The 19,048-nt window shown below is 61.9% G+C and carries 15 protein-coding genes and 2 rRNA genes; 10 read left to right on the top strand and 7 right to left on the bottom strand.

Going from position 1 to position 19,048, the window contains the following annotated elements; genetic code table 11:
- Positions 1-99: 99 nt before the first annotated feature.
- From LDZ26_RS18215 to LDZ26_RS18195, 5 genes are all read left to right on the top strand, one after another.
- Positions 100-2,982: ribosomal RNA gene (locus tag LDZ26_RS18215) — 23S ribosomal RNA — on the top strand.
- Between the two features lie 174 nt (positions 2,983-3,156).
- Positions 3,157-3,270: ribosomal RNA gene (gene rrf, locus LDZ26_RS18210) — 5S ribosomal RNA — on the top strand.
- A gap of 167 nt (positions 3,271-3,437) precedes the next feature.
- The gene (locus LDZ26_RS18205; RefSeq protein ID WP_244849545.1) at positions 3,438-4,085 is read left to right on the top strand and encodes a hypothetical protein; all 648 of its coding nucleotides are present in this window, start codon (positions 3,438-3,440) and stop codon (positions 4,083-4,085) included.
- Between the two features lie 47 nt (positions 4,086-4,132).
- Positions 4,133-5,131 carry a LacI family DNA-binding transcriptional regulator gene (locus LDZ26_RS18200; RefSeq protein WP_244849544.1) on the top strand — a complete coding sequence of 333 codons (999 nt, stop codon included), beginning with the start codon at positions 4,133-4,135 and terminating at the stop codon, positions 5,129-5,131.
- A gap of 115 nt (positions 5,132-5,246) precedes the next feature.
- Positions 5,247-7,031 carry an IlvD/Edd family dehydratase gene (locus LDZ26_RS18195; RefSeq protein WP_244849543.1) on the top strand — a complete coding sequence of 595 codons (1,785 nt, stop codon included), beginning with the start codon at positions 5,247-5,249 and terminating at the stop codon, positions 7,029-7,031.
- A gap of 9 nt (positions 7,032-7,040) precedes the next feature.
- On the opposite strand, the gene LDZ26_RS18190 is transcribed toward LDZ26_RS18195, so the two are convergent.
- Positions 7,041-7,307: a hypothetical protein gene (locus LDZ26_RS18190; protein ID WP_244849542.1), complete on the bottom strand. Its 267-nt coding sequence runs from the start codon at positions 7,305-7,307 to the stop codon at positions 7,041-7,043.
- A gap of 446 nt (positions 7,308-7,753) precedes the next feature.
- On the opposite strand from LDZ26_RS18190, the gene LDZ26_RS18185 reads away from it, so the two are divergent.
- The gene (locus LDZ26_RS18185; RefSeq protein ID WP_244849541.1) at positions 7,754-8,791 is read left to right on the top strand and encodes an MBL fold metallo-hydrolase; all 1,038 of its coding nucleotides are present in this window, start codon (positions 7,754-7,756) and stop codon (positions 8,789-8,791) included.
- A gap of 76 nt (positions 8,792-8,867) precedes the next feature.
- Here LDZ26_RS18185 and LDZ26_RS18180 read toward each other — a convergent pair whose 3' ends face one another.
- From LDZ26_RS18180 to LDZ26_RS18165, 4 genes are all read right to left on the bottom strand, one after another.
- Positions 8,868-9,029, bottom strand: coding sequence for a DUF1328 family protein (locus LDZ26_RS18180; protein WP_044042785.1), 162 nt, complete (start codon positions 9,027-9,029; stop codon positions 8,868-8,870).
- 224 nt (positions 9,030-9,253) lie between these two features.
- Entirely contained in the window at positions 9,254-9,421 is a 168-nt protein-coding gene (locus LDZ26_RS18175) for a hypothetical protein (protein WP_244849540.1), read from the bottom strand.
- A 301-nt stretch (positions 9,422-9,722) separates the two neighbouring features.
- Complete coding sequence (locus LDZ26_RS18170; RefSeq protein WP_244849539.1) at positions 9,723-10,337, bottom strand: LysE family translocator; 615 nt, start codon at positions 10,335-10,337, stop codon at positions 9,723-9,725.
- Between the two features lie 105 nt (positions 10,338-10,442).
- Positions 10,443-11,471 (bottom strand): aldo/keto reductase, encoded by a 1,029-nt coding sequence (locus LDZ26_RS18165; protein WP_244849538.1) that lies wholly within the window; start codon positions 11,469-11,471, stop codon positions 10,443-10,445.
- Positions 11,472-11,674: 203 nt separating this feature from the next.
- Between LDZ26_RS18165 and LDZ26_RS18160 the strand changes: the two genes are divergently transcribed.
- The 3 genes from LDZ26_RS18160 (at position 11,675) to LDZ26_RS18150 (ending at position 15,498) form a co-directional block, all read left to right on the top strand.
- Complete coding sequence (locus LDZ26_RS18160) at positions 11,675-14,062, top strand: VTT domain-containing protein (protein WP_370650705.1); 2,388 nt, start codon at positions 11,675-11,677, stop codon at positions 14,060-14,062.
- Complete coding sequence (locus LDZ26_RS18155; protein ID WP_244849537.1) at positions 14,059-14,817, top strand: endonuclease/exonuclease/phosphatase family protein; 759 nt, start codon at positions 14,059-14,061, stop codon at positions 14,815-14,817. Before LDZ26_RS18160 ends, LDZ26_RS18155 begins: the two co-directional genes overlap by 4 nt.
- Positions 14,818-15,030: 213 nt before the next feature.
- On the top strand, positions 15,031-15,498 hold the full coding sequence (locus LDZ26_RS18150) for an HU family DNA-binding protein (RefSeq protein WP_244849536.1): 468 nt from the start codon (positions 15,031-15,033) through the stop codon (positions 15,496-15,498).
- 87 nt (positions 15,499-15,585) lie between these two features.
- On the opposite strand, the gene LDZ26_RS18145 is transcribed toward LDZ26_RS18150, so the two are convergent.
- Entirely contained in the window at positions 15,586-16,488 is a 903-nt protein-coding gene (locus LDZ26_RS18145) for a LysR family transcriptional regulator (protein WP_244849535.1), read from the bottom strand.
- A 134-nt stretch (positions 16,489-16,622) separates the two neighbouring features.
- On the opposite strand from LDZ26_RS18145, the gene LDZ26_RS18140 reads away from it, so the two are divergent.
- A complete protein-coding gene (locus LDZ26_RS18140) occupies positions 16,623-17,366 on the top strand; it encodes an SDR family oxidoreductase (protein ID WP_244849534.1) in 744 nt (247 codons plus the stop codon).
- Here LDZ26_RS18140 and LDZ26_RS18135 read toward each other — a convergent pair.
- Positions 17,363-18,931: a 3'-5' exonuclease family protein gene (locus tag LDZ26_RS18135; protein WP_244849533.1), complete on the bottom strand. Its 1,569-nt coding sequence runs from the start codon at positions 18,929-18,931 to the stop codon at positions 17,363-17,365. The two genes, LDZ26_RS18140 and LDZ26_RS18135, sit on opposite strands and share 4 nt — an antisense overlap.
- Positions 18,932-19,048 lie beyond the last annotated feature (117 nt).

Genomic DNA, 19,048 nt, shown 5'->3' with positions numbered 1-19,048 from the left:
GAAAAGTGATCTTAATTGATGACTTGGAATACGGCACAACGCGAATACTCAGCCTGTAGCGTGTGAGTCTAGAGCAGCAAAGAGACACACTCGTTATAGGGTCAAGCGAACAAGTGCATGTGGTGGATGCCTTGGCGATCACAGGCGATGAAGGACGCGGTAGCCTGCGAAAAGCTTCGGGGAGCTGGCAAACGAGCATTGATCCGAAGATGTCCGAATGGGGAAACCCACTCCGTATGGAGTATCCATAGCTGAATACATAGGCTATGTGAAGCGAACGCGGTGAACTGAAACATCTAAGTAACCGCAGGAAAAGAAATCAACCGAGATTCCCAAAGTAGTGGCGAGCGAAATGGGAAGAGCCTGTACTCTTTATTTGTATTGTTAGCTGAACGCTCTGGAAAGTGCGGCCATAGCAGGTGATAGCCCTGTAAGCGAAAACAGTATGAAAGAACTAGGGGTACGACAAGTAGGGCGGGACACGTGAAATCCTGTCTGAAGATGGGGGGACCATCCTCCAAGGCTAAATACTCGTGATCGACCGATAGTGAACCAGTACCGTGAGGGAAAGGCGAAAAGAACCCCGGGAGGGGAGTGAAATAGATCCTGAAACCGCATGCATACAAACAGTCGGAGCCCTGTCAAGGGGTGACGGCGTACCTTTTGTATAATGGGTCAGCGACTTACGTTCAGTAGCGAGCTTAACTGATTAAGGCAGGCGTAGCGAAAGCGAGTCCGAATAGGGCGATCAGTTGCTGGGCGTAGACCCGAAACCAAGTGATCTATCCATGGCCAGGTTGAAGGTGCGGTAACACGTACTGGAGGACCGAACCCACTAACGTTGAAAAGTTAGGGGATGAGCTGTGGATAGGGGTGAAAGGCTAAACAAACTTGGAAATAGCTGGTTCTCTCCGAAAACTATTTAGGTAGTGCCTCGTGTATCACCTTCGGGGGTAGAGCACTGTCATGGTTGTGGGGTCCATTGCGGATTACTACGCCATAGCAAACTCCGAATACCGAAGAGTGCAATCACGGGAGACAGACATCGGGTGCTAACGTCCGGTGTCAAGAGGGAAACAACCCAGACCGCCAGCTAAGGTCCCAAAGATTGGCTAAGTGGGAAACGAAGTGGGAAGGCTAAAACAGTCAGGAGGTTGGCTTAGAAGCAGCCACCCTTTAAAGAAAGCGTAATAGCTCACTGATCGAGTCGTCCTGCGCGGAAGATGTAACGGGGCTCAAGCCAGTCACCGAAGCTGCGGATGCGTGTTTTACACGCATGGTAGGAGAGCGTTCCGTAAGCCTGCGAAGGTGCGTTGAAAAGCGTGCTGGAGGTATCGGAAGTGCGAATGCTGACATGAGTAGCGATAAAGGGGGTGAAAAGCCCCCTCGCCGTAAGCCCAAGGTTTCCTACGCAACGTTCATCGGCGTAGGGTGAGTCGGCCCCTAAGGCGAGGCAGAAATGCGTAGCTGATGGGAAGCAGGTCAATATTCCTGCACCATTGTTAGATGCGATGGGGGGACGGATCGCGGAAGGTTGTCCGGGTGTTGGACGTCCCGGTCGCTGCATTGGAGAAGGTGCTTAGGCAAATCCGGGCACATAATTCAAGGGTGTGGCGCGAGTGACTTCGGTCACGAAGCAATTGGAAGTGGTTCCAAGAAAAGCCTCTAAGCTTCAGTCTAACGATGACCGTACCGCAAACCGACACAGGTGGGCGAGATGAGTATTCTAAGGCGCTTGAGAGAACTCGGGAGAAGGAACTCGGCAAATTGGTACCGTAACTTCGGGATAAGGTACGCCCTGGTAGCTTGACTGGCCTGCGCCAGGAGGGTGAAAGGGTTGCAATAAACTGGTGGCTGCGACTGTTTAATAAAAACACAGCACTCTGCAAACACGAAAGTGGACGTATAGGGTGTGACGCCTGCCCGGTGCCGGAAGATTAAATGATGGGGTGCAAGCTCTTGATTGAAGTCCCGGTAAACGGCGGCCGTAACTATAACGGTCCTAAGGTAGCGAAATTCCTTGTCGGGTAAGTTCCGACCTGCACGAATGGCGTAACGATGGCCACACTGTCTCCTCCCGAGACTCAGCGAAGTTGAAGTGTTTGTGATGATGCAATCTCCCCGCGGCTAGACGGAAAGACCCCATGAACCTTTACTGTAGCTTTGCATTGGACTTTGAACCGATCTGTGTAGGATAGGTGGGAGGCTATGAAACCGGAACGCCAGTTTCGGTGGAGCCGTCCTTGAAATACCACCCTGGTTTGTTTGAGGTTCTAACCTTGGTCCGTGATCCGGATCGGGGACAGTGCATGGTAGGCAGTTTGACTGGGGCGGTCTCCTCCCAAAGCGTAACGGAGGAGTACGAAGGTACGCTAGGTACGGTCGGAAATCGTGCTGATAGTGCAATGGCATAAGCGTGCTTAACTGCGAGACCGACAAGTCGAGCAGGTGCGAAAGCAGGTCATAGTGATCCGGTGGTTCTGTATGGAAGGGCCATCGCTCAACGGATAAAAGGTACTCTGGGGATAACAGGCTGATACCGCCCAAGAGTTCATATCGACGGCGGTGTTTGGCACCTCGATGTCGGCTCATCTCATCCTGGGGCTGTAGCCGGTCCCAAGGGTATGGCTGTTCGCCATTTAAAGAGGTACGTGAGCTGGGTTTAAAACGTCGTGAGACAGTTTGGTCCCTATCTGCCGTGGGCGTTGGATATTTGAAGGGGGCTGCTCCTAGTACGAGAGGACCGGAGTGGACGAACCTCTGGTGTACCGGTTGTCACGCCAGTGGCATCGCCGGGTAGCTATGTTCGGAAGAGATAACCGCTGAAAGCATCTAAGCGGGAAACTCGCCTTAAGATGAGATATCCCCGGGGCTTCGAGCCCCTTGAAGGGTCGTTCCAGACCAGGACGTTGATAGGTCAGGTGTGTAAGTGCAGTAATGCATTGAGCTAACTGATACTAATTGCCCGTAAGGCTTGATCCTATAACCAGTGTGTTTTGTCGGTCAAAGTTAGCGCTTCAACGCTTACTTGGACCCCACCCTCGAAGAGGGCGCCACTGGTCGAGTAACAGCGTGTGCGACAATCGCCACCCGAAACACTACTTCTTCCCCGATTGGTTGTAGCGCCCCCACAGGCGATACAACATCCCCTTTATGCCTGATGACCATAGCGAGTCGGTCCCACCCCTTCCCATCCCGAACAGGACCGTGAAACGACTCCACGCCGATGATAGTGCGGATTGCCCGTGTGAAAGTAGGTAATCGTCAGGCTACCCCTTGCCACAAACAAAAACCCCACCCCGAAAAGGTGGGGTTTTTGCGTTTGGGGCGGCGAAATATAGCAAAAGTCCCGACCCTGACGCTTGCCGGACGCGGCAATTCTGTCGGTAGAATGGCATCGGCAGGCGTACTACAACGCCGATATCACCGGAGCGCACATGAGAACGAGCCTGTTGATCGCCGCTGTCAGCGTCGTGCTGTTGGCTGCGGCCTGTGGCAAAAAGAACGATGCGAGCGAGTCCACGTTGGGCGATGCTATTTCCGCTGACATGAAAACTAACCGCGGCCTGCTATGTCTGAATCGCAGCGGCCGGGGTGCCTTCACATTTCCGTCTACCTATAGCAATCGCGATCTCAACGAATATTCGGCCGCCGCGTTGCGCGAGCAATTGGCGGCGCTCGAAAAGAGCGGCCTGATCGCGCGCACTGCCGCCGCGGCGCCCGCCAACGCCAATGCAAAGCAGGACGGCGTCGCGTACAGCTTGACGGGCGAAGGTCAGAAGTATGCGGTGGAAACCGTGCGTCAGGCAGGCGACCCTAACGCCACAGCGGACTCCCGCGTCTCAATGATCTGCTACGCGCGAGTCAAGCTCGACAAAGTAACCGCGTGGACAGAGCCCGACCCGAACACGCATCGTTCGGATGTCACATACACGTACAAGCTCGACAACGTCGCGCCCTGGGCCGACGACCGCGACATCAAGCGCGCGTTTGCCGACCTCACCGCCGCCGACCGCGAAGCCGGCGAAACGAAGCTGCACGTCACGCTCGAGCAGCGTCCGGACGGCTGGGTGAGGGTCGATTGAGCAACGTATCTGCTACTGCCGAAGATTTCCCTCGCGTCCCGCCGCGCATGTCAGACGTCGCGCGGCTTGCCGGCGTCTCGAAGATGACGGTGTCCCGCGTGCTGGCGGGTCATAGCGTTGCATCCGCGACGCGTGAACGCGTACAGCAGGCCATCGACGAACTCGGCTACGTGGCCGATGCCGCAGCAGGCGCGCTCTCGTCCGGGCGCTCCGAGTTCGTCGCAGTCATGGTGCCGTCGCTCGCTAGCTCCAACTTTTCCGATACCGTCCGCGGCCTCGCTGCCGCGCTGGAGCCGCACGGTCTGCAATTGTTGATCGGCGACACCGACTATCACCTCGACCGCGAAGAGAGCCTGATCCGCTCGATGCTGCGGCACCAGCCGCGCTGCATCGCGCTGACCGGCTCGCGTCATACGGATGCGACCCGCACGTTGCTGCGCCGCTCAGGCGTGCCTGTCGTCGAGATGTGGGACTTCCCGAGCGATCCCATCGATGCCGCGGTCGGCTTCTCCAACGTCAATGCCGCGCGCGAGATGGTGCGCTATCTCGCCGAGCGGGGCCACGAGCGCATTGGCTTTCTGGGCGGAGCGAGTGAACTGGATCGACGCGGCCTCGACCGGCTCAAAGGCTTTCGCATGGAGATGAAGGCACTCGGCCTCGACGCCGAGCGTGTCGTGCGTCTCGGCGAATCGCCGATCACGATGAGCCACGGCGGACCCGCCATCGCGTCGCTGCTCGCGGCGTGGCCCGACACGCAGGCCGTGATGTGCGTGAGCGACATGTCGGCCTTTGGCGCGATAATGGAGTGTCACCGGCGTGGGCTTTCGGTTCCCGGCGACATCGCAGTGGCCGGCTTCGGCAACTTCGAGGTCGCGGCATGTTGCACGCCTTCGATCACGACCGTATCCGTCGATGCGTATGGCATCGGCTTGCGCACGGGCGAGGTATTGCTGGCCGCACTCGAAGAACGCGAACAGGGCGCCGTCAAACACGCGAGCAAGCGGGTGCGAATAGCGTATCAGGTGCTGGCACGAGAGAGCGCCTGAGCCTTAGACGTCGCACGAATGCGTGCTAACATGTTCCGATGTTACCGGTAACTATACCGGCTCGCCCGCGAAAAAACGCGAGAGCGCGAGAGCAAACCCCACGGAGAGAGACGCCATGTCCCAACAGACACCCCGCCGCCTGCGCAGTCAGGAATGGTTCGACGACCCTTCGCACGCCGACATGACCGCGCTGTATGTCGAGCGATTCATGAATTACGGTCTCACGCGCGAAGAGTTGCAGTCCGGCCGCCCGATCATCGGCATTGCGCAGACCGGCAGCGACCTTGCGCCGTGCAACCGGCATCACATCGAGCTTGCAGTACGCACGAAAGCCGGCATCCGCGATGCCGGCGGCATTCCGATGGAATTCCCCGTGCATCCGCTCGCCGAGCAAAGCCGCCGCCCGACCGCCGCGCTGGATCGCAACCTCGCGTATCTCGGTCTCGTCGAGATCATGCATGGCTTCCCGCTCGATGGCGTCGTGCTGACGACCGGTTGCGACAAGACCACGCCCGCATGCCTGATGGCGGCGGCAACGGTCGACATGCCGTCGATCGTGCTATCCGGCGGCCCGATGCTCGACGGCTGGTACGAAGGCAAGCGCGTCGGCTCCGGCACGGTGATCTGGCATGCGCGTAATTTGCTCGCGGCCGGCGAGATCGACTACGAAGGCTTCATGCGCCTGACGACGGCTTCGTCGCCCTCGATCGGGCACTGCAACACGATGGGCACCGCGCTCTCGATGAACAGCCTTGCCGAAGCGCTCGGCATGTCCTTGCCGACGTGCGCGAGCATTCCCGCCGCATATCGCGAGCGCGGACAGATGGCGTACGCAACGGGCAAGCGCATCGTCGATATGGTGCGAGAGGACATGCGCCCGTCGAAGATCATGACGCGCGATGCGTTCATCAATGCGATCGTCGTTGCGTCCGCGCTCGGCGCGTCGACCAATTGCCCGCCGCATCTGATCGCGATTGCGCGGCACATGGGCATCGAACTGAGTCTGGAAGACTGGCAGCGTTACGGCGAAGAGATTCCGCTCATCGTCAACTGCATGCCCGCGGGCGAATATCTGGGCGAGAGCTTCCATCGCGCGGGCGGGGTGCCTGCGGTGCTGCGTCAACTGGATGCAGCGGGGCTCTTGCGTCGCGATTGCTTGACGGTATCGGGCCGCAAGATCGGTGAGATCGCCGATGAAGCGCCCGTCGCCGATCAGGACGTGATCCGTACCGCCGACGAACCGCTGATGCACGGCGCGGGCTTCATGGTCCTGTCGGGCAACTTCTTCGACAGCGCGATCATGAAGATGTCGGTGGTCGGCGATGCATTCAGGAAGACCTATCTGAGCGAGCCGGGCGCGGAGAACGTGTTCGAAGCCCGCGCGATCGTCTTCGATGGTCCGGAGGACTATCACGCACGCATCAACGATCCGTCGCTCGAAATCGACGAGCACTGCATTCTCGTCATCCGCGGCTGCGGCACGGTGGGTTATCCGGGAAGCGCGGAAGTGGTCAACATGGCGCCGCCCGCGGAACTGATCAAGCGAGGCGTCGATTCCCTGCCGTGCATGGGCGATGGCCGGCAAAGCGGCACGTCGGCGAGTCCGTCGATTCTCAATATGTCGCCGGAAGCAGCGGTCGGCGGCGGCCTCGCGCTGTTGCGCACCAACGACCGCATCCGTGTCGATCTGAACGCGCGCTCCGTCAACGTGTTGATCGACGAAGCGGAACTGCAAAGCCGCAGCAAGGACGCGGCGTTTGCCCCGCCGGTCGCGCAAACGCCGTGGCAGGAGCTTTATCGGCAGACCGTGGGTCAGCTATCGACGGGCGGATGTCTCGAGCCCGCGACGCTTTATCTGAAGGTCATCGAAACGCGCGGCAACCCGCGGCATTCGCACTGAGCAGCCAGGTCACAGACGCGCGTCGCGCTGGCGCGCGGTCTGTGGCTTAGCCTTGACCTTCGGCATCTTGCCTTTCTCGATGTAGTCCTGCACCGTGTCCGCTGCGTCGTAGTAGTCGCGCTCGTCGAGCCAGTGCCACACGGCCGCGAGAAAGAGCCCGAGCCCGGCGTGTCCGCAATGCGCGATCACGGCGGCGATGCCTTCTGCAAGTGCTTCGTCGCGTCCGCTTTCCGTGAACGCGCTTGCAATATGCGACGCGCTGCGCGAAACCAGCATCGCGTGCATCGGATGAAGTTGTGGGTTGAACGTGCGTGACGCAAGACTTTTGTATTTACTGCTGCCCATGGGGCCCCCGTGTATTGCTGGCGTACTGCGCGATCCTGCATGCGCGCCGCTGTTGGTTTCGTTAGGTCGCTGAGATCAGCGCCGCAGACATAGGCAAGAAGCGGGCCGAGGGCGCGCATATTGCTCTCGGGCCTTTGTACGTTGGGCTAGCGTCTACCGTGTCGTTCACGGGGACGTCTTGCAAACGGGGCATAGTGTCCCTTTCTACATTCCGTATGAACGATGTGCAATGCGGAATCTCACCTCAAGATCCCGCCATGCGCTTCGCCTATGCTGCCGCCCGTGTTGTTAGAGCCCAGACGCGGATTGCCGTCTGTACGCTCGCGCTCATGACAGGATGCGCGACTGGACGAACCGCTGCGAGCGGCGAAGCGCCCATGACGTCGAACGAACCGCAACCGCTGCATCACGCGAAGCACACGTCGTCGGGCTTCGAAAACAACTACGGACATCTGCCGCGCGAATCATTCTTGAAGTGGCAGTGGCAGCGCTTCACGCAGGGTCTGCCGAAGCCGCCCGCAAACGGTTATCGCTTTCCCTCTGCGCGTCCGGACGTTGCCTTTCTGAAGTCGAACCGCAGTGTCGATACGCTCACGTGGATCGGTCATTCGACTGCACTCGTGCAGATAAACGGCGTCAACGTGCTGACCGACCCTGTGTTCTCCGAGCGAGCATCGCCGTTCACGTTCATCGGGCCGAAGCGCAAGACGCCGCCCGGGCTCGCGCTCGATGAGCTGCCGCATATCGACATCGTGCTGATCTCGCACAATCACTACGATCATCTCGACAAGGCGAGCGTTGCCGCATTGAACCGTCAAGCGGGAGGCCCGCCGCGGTTTCTCGTTCCAATGGGCGTAAAGGCGTGGATGACGAACGTCGGCATAACGAACGCCGAAGAGCTGGATTGGGGCGATGAAACGCACGCCGCCGGCCTCGATATCTGGTTTGCGCCCGCGCAGCACTGGTCGGCTCGCACGCCGTTCGATCGCGCCGAGACTTTATGGGGCAGTTGGGTGGTCAAGACGCCGCCGGCATCGGCGCATCCTTATTCGTTCTTCTTCGCGGGCGACACGGGCTATTCGCCGGACTTTCGCGACATAGGCGCACGCTTCGGCGGCTTCGATCTCGCGTTGATTCCCATCGGCGCCTACGACCCGCGCTGGTTCATGCATGCGCAGCACGTCGATCCGGAAGAGGCCGTGCGCATCTTCGAGGACATCCATGCGAAGCGTGCCATTGGCGTTCACTGGGGCACATTCGAGCTTACCGACGAACCGCTCGACGAACCGCCGCATCGTCTCTCAGAAGCGGTCCGAAAAGCGGGTCTGCCCGCCGATGCTTTCACCGTGCTCATGCATGGACAAACGGTTCGTCTCAAGGCGCCGGTCTCGCAGGAATCCGTAAGCACACCGTAGCAATAAGCGCGATACAAAAACGCGCGAGCCATCCGGCCCGCGCGTTCCGTTTGCAACATATGCGATGAAGCAATCGTCATCGCCTGAACACGCCGAGCAACAGAGTCGCGAGGAAAATCACGATGAAGATGAAGAACAGGATCTTGGCGATTTCCGCCGCGCCCGTTGCGATACCGCCGAAGCCGAAAACGGCCGCGATGATCGCGATGATGAAAAAGATTGCTGCGTAACGGAGCATGAGGCCTCCTACGGGGTTCGGTTGGTAGTTCGATTTGCATGCGGACTGAAACCGTTGCCGCCTTCGCTCATCGGTCGTGCCGCGCTTTTGTTCAGGGTCTGGCGGCACGAAGGGTCAAAGCAACCGCTGTGCCTAAATGGGCGAATGTGTCCGCCACAGAAACGAAAACGCCGCAATGCCCCGTGCGAACGGGCATTGCGGCGTGGGGCGCGTTGCTCTGCGGGCTAGCGTCCCGGCGTGCGATCGGAGTCGGTTTCCTCGTCTTCGTCGTCCTCGTCGACGCGGCTTTGCGCATCCAGCAAGTGGTTCTCCAATTCGTCGCGCTCGATCTGATCGGCGAGGTCGAGGGCTTTGCGCGTGGCGGGACCGGATGGGCGGTTGGCTCCAGACATGGCGTACTCCTTGAACGGATTGCGAGGCCGCGCCATCGAATATGGCGCGAAAGAACGAGCAGGCAGGCATGCCGCATCGGCTGTGAAGCGGCAGGTCAGGCTGCCTTAAAGGATCGCTTACGGGACGTTGTGCGCGCGATCGTCGTGGCAGTCTGACAGAGAGCGGAAAGAAAAATGCCGTCCCATTCTTGCAAGCGGGACGGCAAGTTTTGCCTGGCCGGCGCGTACGCCGAGTATGCGCCGGTCCTGCGTCGCGGCAAAGCGCTTTATTGCCGCCGTGCCTCGCGCTTCGACACGCGGATCATTTGAAGAAGTGCGCGACGATCGGATACAGCGACAGCACGAGCAACGCGGCCATCGTCAGATTGAAGAGGCGCAACAGTCGCGGATTGGCGAGAAAGCGCCGCAGCGACACGCCGAAGGCCGCCCACGCCGTGATGCACGGCAGACCGATCACGATGAACACGAGCGCCATGAACGCCGCATTCAGCGAAAGACTCGCATGCAGATGAATGGTGGTCGCGGCAGTCAGCACCATCATCCATGCTTTCGGATTGACCCACTGGAACGCGACGGCTTCGTGAAAGCGCATCGGGCGGCGCTCGCCGTCGCGCGTCTGCACGGACGACGACGTGCCGATCTTCCACGCGAGATACAGCAGGTACGCGACGCTCGCGGTCTCCAGCACCGTATAGAGCCACGGCAGATGGCCGAATGCCTCGGCGAGACCGAAGCCTGCGGCCAGCATCAGGAGCGCCACGCCCGCGCTGATTCCGAGCACATGCGGCACCGTGCGTCTCAAGCCGAAATTCACGCCCGAGGCGAGCAGCATCGTGTTGTTCGGGCCGGGCGTGATGCTCATGACGAGCGCGAAAAGCGCGGCAGCAGGTAGGGCGCTGAGGAGAGTAGAGGACATGGCGCAATCCGAATGGAAGGTGGATTGCTGCCAGTGTACGGGCGCGCATCTGTACAGTACCGGTACAGATGCGCATATGAATCCCGGTACGGCGCGCGCCGGCCGTTATACCGGTGAAGGATTACGCTCCGCGAAGCCTTCCTGATGCCAGTACGGATACACCGGGCGCACCTTGCTCGCTTCGTCGAGCCGCTTGACCTGCTCGGCCGTCAGGTTCCAGCCGACCGCGCCGAGGTTCTGCTTCAGTTGTTCCTCGTTGCGCGCGCCGATCAGCACGGTGGCGACCGTCGGCCGCTGCAGCAGCCAGTTGAGCGCGATCTGCGGCACGGTCTTGCCCGTTTCAGCGGCGATCGCATCGAGCGCATCGACGACGCGGTACAGATATTCGTCGGGCACGGGCGGCCCCATGTCGGCCGTCTTGTGCAGCCGGCTCGAATCGGGCAGCGGCTGCCCGCGCCGGATCTTGCCCGTCAGACGCCCCCAGCCGAGCGGACTCCAGACGACAGCGCCGACACCCTGATCGAGACCGAGCGGCATGAGTTCCCATTCGTAATCGCGGCCGATCAGCGAGTAATACGTCTGGTTAGCGACATAGCGCGGATAGCCATAACGGTCCGCGACATCGAGCGATTTCTGCAGATGCCAGCCCGAGAAATTGGACACGCCCGTATAGCGGATCTTGCCCGCGCGCACGAGATCGTCGAGCGTGGAAAGCGTCTCTTCCACCGGCGTTTTCGCGTCGAAACCATGCAGCTGGAACAGGTCGATGTAGTCCGTTTGCAGGCGCTTCAATGCATCGTTGACCGCGTTGATGAGATGAAAGCGCGAGGACCCGACGCTGTTGGGATCGTCCGCATCGAAACGAAAGGTGGCTTTGGTCGAGATGAGCACCTTGTCGCGCCGGCCTTTGAGCGCCTCGCCGAGAATGGATTCCGACGAGCCGTGCGAATAGATGTCGGCAGAGTCGAACATGGTGACGCCGGCATCGAGGCAGATGTCGACGAGCTGGCGCGCTTCGCTCACGTCGGTCTCGCCCCAAGCCTGAAAGAATTCGCCCTTGCCGCCGAACGTTCCGGTGCCGAAGCTGAGCACCGGAACCTTGAAACCGGAAGCGCCTAAGTGTCGATATTCCATTGCGTGTCCTTGTCGTTGAACGCTGCGTTGAAAGAGGGATGCCGTTCACGCGTTGCAGTGAACGTCGATAACGTCGATTGACGAGACTACCGCAAGCGCCGTTCGCGCGCAGGAGTCCCCGTGGTCACTACGCCTCGCGGGCATGCGGCTTGCAAACTGCTGACGCGAGACCTCTTGCGCATGCCTTCTCACACGGAGAGCATTTGAACGACACATCCACGGGCGTTTCCCGTGCGAACGCCACGACGACCGACGACCTCGGCGCATCCTTCTTGGAGCCCGGACGCAATTGCGCAAGCGTGCGTCACGCGGACCGCTTCAGCCTGCTCATCGACGGGTCGGATTATTTTCGCGTGCTGCGCGAGGCGATCACGCGCGCCGAACGCACGGTGTTCATTCTCGGCTGGGACATCGACAGCCGCATGAAGCTCACGCCCGAAGGCGCGAACGACGGCTATCCCGAAGCGCTCGGCGACTTCCTGCATGCCATCGCGGCGGAGAAGCGCCGGCTGCGCATCTACATCCTCGCGTGGGACTTCGCGATGCTGTACGCATTCGAGCGCGAATGGCTGCCCGTCTACAAGATGGGTTGGCGCACACATCGGCGCGTCGCCTTCCAGATGGACGGCAAGCATCCGCTCGGCGGTTCGCAGCATCAGAAGATCGTCGTGATCGACGACCGGCTCGCGTTCGTGGGCGGCCTCGACCTGACGCGCTCGCGCTGGGACACGCCCGCGCATGCGCCGGCGGACCCGCATCGGCGCGACGCGAACGGCACCGCGTATCAGCCGTTTCACGATGTCCACTCCATGTTCGATGGCGACGCCGCACGAGAAGTCGGCCTGCTCGCGCGCGAGCGTTGGTCGCGCGCATGCGGCAGACGGCTTGCGATCCGCGCGCATCGCGCGGCGTCGCAAGGCGATCCGTGGCCGCCTCCGCGCGCGGTCGATATCGACGATGTGCAGATCGCGCTGTCGCTCACCGAGCCCGCGTATCTAGGACGCCCCGCCGTGCAGCAGATCCGCACGCAATATCTCGACGCCATCGCGCGGGCGCGGCGGAGCATCTATATCGAGAACCAGTACTTCACATCGGGCTCCATCGGCGCGGCGCTCTCCGATTCGCTCGCGCGCGAGGACGGTCCTGATCTCGCCATCGTGGTGCCGCGCAATCAGAGCGGCTGGCTTCAGGAAGTGACGATGGGCGTGCTGCGCGCGCGCTTGCACGCGCTCCTGAAGCAGGCGGACCGGCACGGCCGCTATCGTCTGTTGTGCCCGACGGTGCCCGATCTCGGCGAGCAGATCGTCAACGTGCACAGCAAGCTGATGATCGTCGATGACGACCTGCTCATCGTCGGCTCGGCGAATCTGAACAATCGCTCGATGGTGCTCGACAGCGAATGCAATGTCTCGATCGATGCGGGCGCGGACGCGCGCATCCGCCGCGCGATTGCGAAGATGCGCGACACGCTGCTCGCCGAACATCTCGGCTGCGAAGTCGAAGATGTCGTCCGGGAGCGCGAGGCACGCGGCGGCCTGAACGCGGCGATCACGGCTCTTTCGCGCGATCGCGACGAACACCGCACGCTGGTGCCGCTCGATCCCGTGGTGTCGCGCGAACTCGATCAGCTCATTCCGCCCGACGCGCTCATCGATCCCGAAACGCCCATTGCCGCCGATGAGCTCGTCGATCAGTTCGTGCCTGCCGAGAAGACGCGACCGCTCATCGGCCGCTTCGCGCTGCTCGGCGTGCTCGCGCTCCTGGCGGTCGGCGTGGCGGCTGCATGGCACTGGACGCCGCTCGGCGAGTACGTGAACTTGAAGTCGCTCACCAGTGCGACGCGGCGCATCGACGGGTTGCCGCTCGCGCCGCTATGGATCGTGTTGTGTTTCGCGGCGGCGGCCGTCGTTTCGGTGCCCGTCACGCTGCTCATTGCGACGACCGGCCTCGTGTTCGGCGCGGGATGGGGCTGCGTGTACGCGTTCGCAGGCACCATGACATCGGCGGCCGTCTCGTATCTGCTGGGGCTGTGGCTCGGCCGCGATGCGGTGCGCAAGCTCGCGGGCGCGCGCGTGAACCGGCTTTCCGAACGCGTCGCCAGGCGCGGCATCGTCGCGGTCGTCGTGCTGAGGCTGCTGCCGGTGGCGCCGTTTTCGATCGTGAACATGGTGGCGGGCGCGTCGCATATTCGGATGCGGGACTTTCTTATCGGCACGCTGCTCGGCATGGGACCGGGCATTGTGCTGACGGTCGCGTTCGCGCATCAGCTCATCGCTTCGCTGCGGCATCCGACGGTAGGCTCGTTCGCGGTGCTGATCGGCATCGGCGCCGTGTTGATCGCCGTGTCGATCCTGCTGCAACGCTTTCTGGGCCGCGCCGATCCGAAAGAAGAAGTCGTGCACGAAGGCGCGCCGAGCGACGAAGACAGAGCGCGCGCAAGCGAGGAAGCGGCGCGTGCAAGCGTCCTGCGCGATCGCAACGCGATTCCGCGCGATGCAGCGCCGAATGCAGCGCCGAATGCATCGTCGAATGGATCGTCGAATGCATCGTCGAACGCATCGCCCCGCAGCCACGACGAGGTCAGCTCATGACGTTGATGCACGAGGCCGGAATCGACATCGAAAGCGGGAGCGCGGCGCGCGCGAAGGAACTGCGCATCGCGACGTACAACGTGCACGGCGCGGTCGGCATCGACGGCAAGTTCGCGCCGGAACGCATCGGCGAAGTGCTCGCCGAGATCGACGCGGATATCTTCGCGCTTCAGGAAGTGCCGCTCGGCGGCCGCAGTTCGCCCGACGTGCTGGACTTGCTGCAACGCATGACGAACCTTTATGCGGTGCCCGGCCCGACGCTCGATACCCCCGAGCGCCGCTATGGCAACGCCGTGCTGACGCGCTATCCGGTGCAGGCGGTGCGCACGCTCGATCTTTCGTTCGGCAGCCGCGAGCCGCGCGGCGCGCTCGACGCGGACATCGACTGTGGCGGCGAAACATGGCGCGTCGTGGCGACGCATCTGGGACTCGCATCGAGCGAGCGTCGCGCGCAGGTCGAACAGGTGCTTCAGAGCTTCGACACGCCCGCGCTTCCCGTGATCCTGCTCGGCGATCTGAACGAATGGTTCGTCTATGGCCGCACGCTGCGGCGCCTCGTCACGCACTTTCATCGTGCCAGCGCGCTGCGCACGTTCCCGACGCGCTGGCCGCTCTTCGCGCTCGATCGCATCTGGGTGCATCCCGGCGAGCGGCTCATGCGTGTGGACGTGCATCGCACGCGGCTTTCGCGCATCGCATCGGATCACTATCCGCTCATCGCGCATATCGAGAACGCTTCGACGAACGGCGGCTGATGCACGTGCAAGCGAAAGCGATTGCATGTGCGATGCATGCATGAGCCATGTACGTGTCAGCAGCAAGCCACGCGCGACACGAAAAGCCCTGAAAAAACGATATAAAAACGCAAAAGACTCGCACGAACGCGTCCGGCATATGTAGAATCCGCGTGATACGCACGCATCGGTGCGGACGTATTCGATATCAACGACCAAACAGGTAGGAGAAACATGCCGACTTCCGCTAAAACCGCTGCTAAGAAAGCCACGGCCAAGAAGGCCACGGCAAAGACCGCCGCACCGGCCAAGAAAGCAGCCACGAAGGTTGCCGCGAAGAAAGTAGCCAGCAAGACGGTTGCCGCCAAGAAGACGCCGGGCACCTTCGCACCGGTCAAGGACACGTTCACGAAGGCATCGCTGGCCGCGCATCTGGCAGACCGCGCCGAAGTGGATGTGAAGGCAGTCAAGGCCGTGCTGGTCGCGCTGGAAGACACCATTCTCGGTTCCGTTCACAAGAAGGGTTCGGGCGAATTCACGCTGTCGGGCCTCTTGAAGATTTCCGCGCAAGCTGTTCCGGCGAAGAAGAAGCGCTTCGGCAAAGACCCGTTCACCGGCGAAGAGCGCTGGTTCCCGGCCAAGCCCGCAAGCGTGCGCATCAAGGCACGCGCGCTGAAGAAGCTGAAGGACGCAGCAGCGTAACTCTAAAATCGCGCTCGACGTATCCGTCGGTGCCTGAAGAGGCCAGCTTTCCTCGCGGAAAGCTGGCCTCTTTTGCATTGCGCCGCGTTAGCTCTCGCGTGCATTGGCTTCGTCGAAGACGGACGCCACCCAATCCACGAAAACCCTGACGCGCGCCGACAATTGACGGCTGTGCGGATAGAGCAGCGACACCGGCATCGGCGGTGGCGGAAACGTAGGCAGCACGCATTGCAGGCGACCGTCCGCGAGCGCATCGTCGATGTGATAGCGCGGCACTTGCACGATCCCGAGGCCCGCGAGCGCCGCCTGCGTGTAAAGCTCGACGCCGGTCACGGAGATAGCGGATTGCAGCTCGACGGATTCAATGGTCCCGTCGACATCGAATTCCAGCGGCACGGCGCGACCCGTCGCGCTCGATATGTAGTTGACCGCGCGATGTGATTCGAGCGCGCGCAAGTCATGCGGGGCGCCGTGCCGCGCGAGGTACGCCGGACTCGCCACCGTCGCTTGTTCGAGCAACGCGACGCGCCGCGCGATCATCGACGAATCTTGCAGCGTGCCCGCGCGCAGCACGCAATCGACGCCTTCGCGCACGAGATCGACGAGCCGGTCGTCTTCGCCGACATGCAGTTCGATCTGCGGATAGCGTTCGAGAAACGCGGGCAGCGCCGGCACGATGAAGCGTCGCGCGAGCGTGCCTTGCAGATTCACGCGCAACAGGCCCTTCGGTTCGGCATGCCGAAAGGAACCTTCCGCTTCTTCCAGATCTTGTATGAGGCGCACGCAGCGCCGGTAATGCGCTTCTCCATCGGGCGTGAGGCGCACGGTGCGCGTCGTGCGTTCGAGCAGACGCGCGCCGAGGCGTTCTTCGAGACGCTTCATCAGATTCGTGACGGTGGCGCGCGGCATCTGCAAATCGTCGGCGGCTTGCGTGAAGCTGTGGCGCTCCGCAATGCGCACGAACACCTGCATCTCCTGAAAGCGATCCATGTTTCCGGGCCTTTTTGTTTTGCGTTGAATTGTTGAAGCAACTGGAACGATGATACTAAGCCGCGCCCGATGATCGCTCATGTCGAATGATTCATGATGCATCGCATTCAGCAGCCACTTTCAAGGAGCGAATCATGAGTCAGGCACAAGCAAAACGTGTGGTCATCGTCACGGGTGCATCGCGTGGCATCGGTGCGGCGATTGCGCGAAGGCTCGCGCGCGAGCAGTACGCGGTCGCGGTGAACTATGCATCGAGTGCGACGGAAGCGAATGCGCTCGTCGATGAATTGCGCGCGGCGGGCGGCGCGGCCATCGCGGTGAAGGCGAACGTTGCATCGGCCGATGACGTGCGGCGCATGTTCGATGCGGTCGAAGCCGAACTCGGCAAGGTCGATGCGCTCATCAACAACGCGGGCGTGCTGAAGCCGACGCCGCTCGCCGATACGAGCGACGCGCTCTACGATCACACGTTCGACATCAACGTGCGCGGCACCTTCAATACGCTGCGCGAAGCGGCGTCACGCATGAACGACGGCGGGCGCATCGTGAACTTTTCGAGCACGACGCTCGCGCTCAACATGCCGGGCTACGCCGTCTATAACGCGACGAAAGCGAGCGTCGAAGCATTCACGCATGTCTTCGCGAAGGAGTTGCGCGGGCGGAACATCACGGTGAACGCGGTCGCGCCGGGACCGGTTGCCACTGCGCTCTTTCTCGACGGCAAGACCGACGCGCAGATTGCGAACTTCGCGAAGATGCCGCCGCTGGAACGTCTCGGTCAGCCGGACGATATCGCGTCGGTCGTGGCGTTTCTCGTCGGCGACGATGCGGGCTGGGTCAACGGGCAAGTGCTGCGCGCGAACGGCGGCGTCGCCTAGACAGAGAGTGCGAGTTGCCCGGCGCTGCCATTCGGCGCAGTGACGGCGCGGCGGCGCGCTGCGGTGCGCTTGTCATGCGATACAGCCGGCAACGCCAGTGCTTGCTGCATGACGAGGCTGAATGCGGGACGCGCGTCGCACGCGATCCATTCGAGTTGACCCGATGCGAGGCGTTTCGCGATCAGGCTGTACACGTCGGCATCGAATGGGCGAAGCTCGGGCGCGCTCGCGAGCAGCGCGGGGATTTCGTCCCGCGACGCGCACGTGCCCACATAGCACCAGCGATCGATCACGTGCCACGCTTCGCTCGCGGTCTGTGCATCGCGCTCCGCGATCGCGACGGGGCCATCGTGAGGCCAGCGCACGATGCGCGACGCATCGAGTGCGACGAGCGCGCGCGCCGCATGATCCGCGAGCGATTCGACGCCCGCGCACGCGCCGAGGCAGCGCTTCACCTGAAAGCCGAAGCAGCCGCGCATTCGTCCGGGCGGCGCTTTTTCCAGACCGAGCGTCGTCGCGCAGAGATTGTGCTCATCGGCGAGATGACGCATGAACGCATGCGCCTTGCCGCGCGACGCGAACACGCCGAAGAGATGCGGCTCGCGCGAGAGATCGCGTTTGTCGGCGCGCAGCAGCACGGGCGCGGGCGCGCTCGGCAGCCATTGCCACGCACAGGCCGGCGACACGCGCTTGAGCAGGCGATTGTGAATGGGCCGCAAGTCTTTCACGAGCTTCGCTTCGAGCAGCAGCGCGCCGAGTTCGCCGACGGTCTCGCGATGTTCGATCCGCCGTATCGCCTGCGAGATGGACAAGTCCTTCGCGAGCCGATGGTCGCCCGAGAAATGCGCCGTCACGCGCTGCTTCAGATTGATGCTCTTGCCGACGTAAAGCGCCACGTCGTCGTCGCCGTGAAAGAGATAGACGCCGGGCGTGGAAGGCAGCGCGTCGAGCGCGCCTTCGGGAAGAGCCGCGGGCAGACTCGCGCGCTTCACCAGCGTCTTGATGGCCGCATCGACGAGCTCTTGCGAATACAGCGCGTGAATCTTCAGCCAGAACTGCCACAGCAAGTCGGCATCGGCGAGCGCGCGGTGGCGTCCTTGCGGCGCGAGATCGAGCCGCGCGATGAGCGCATCGAGACCATGCCGCTCGACCGATGGAAAGAGCGCGCGCGACAGCCGCACGGTGCAGAGCGTATCGGCGCGAAACGCGATGCCCGCGCGACGGAATTCGTTCTTCAGGAAGCCGTAGTCGAAGCGCGCGTTGTGCGCGACGAAGAGCTTGCCGTGCAGCCGCTCCGCCAGCGCCGGCGCGAGCGATTCGAACGTCGGCTGCCCGCGCAACATCGCGTCGTCGATACCCGTGAGGCGCGAGATGAATGGCGGCACCGGCACGCCCGGATCGACGAGCACACTCCATCGCTCGATGCCCGCCGTGCTCGCCTCGACAACGCCGATTTCGGTGATGCGGTCTGCGGTGGCATCGCTGCCGGTGGTTTCGAGATCGACGAATACGATGGGACGCGCAAGCCCGGCTACGAGGGCATCGGCGAGGGAATCTTCTTGCATGAAGGCAACGGGAACGAAAGAAGCCGCGGTGCGCCGAGTCTATCGCGAAACGCGCATCCGCATTCACGCTCAAGCAACGGCGCACCGTTGCCGTTAAGCAAAAACGCGCATGCGCCA

This window comes from Caballeronia sp. SL2Y3, from assembly GCF_022879575.1.
Taxonomy (GTDB): domain Bacteria; phylum Pseudomonadota; class Gammaproteobacteria; order Burkholderiales; family Burkholderiaceae; genus Caballeronia.
This window is presented reverse-complemented; position numbering and strand designations above follow the sequence as displayed.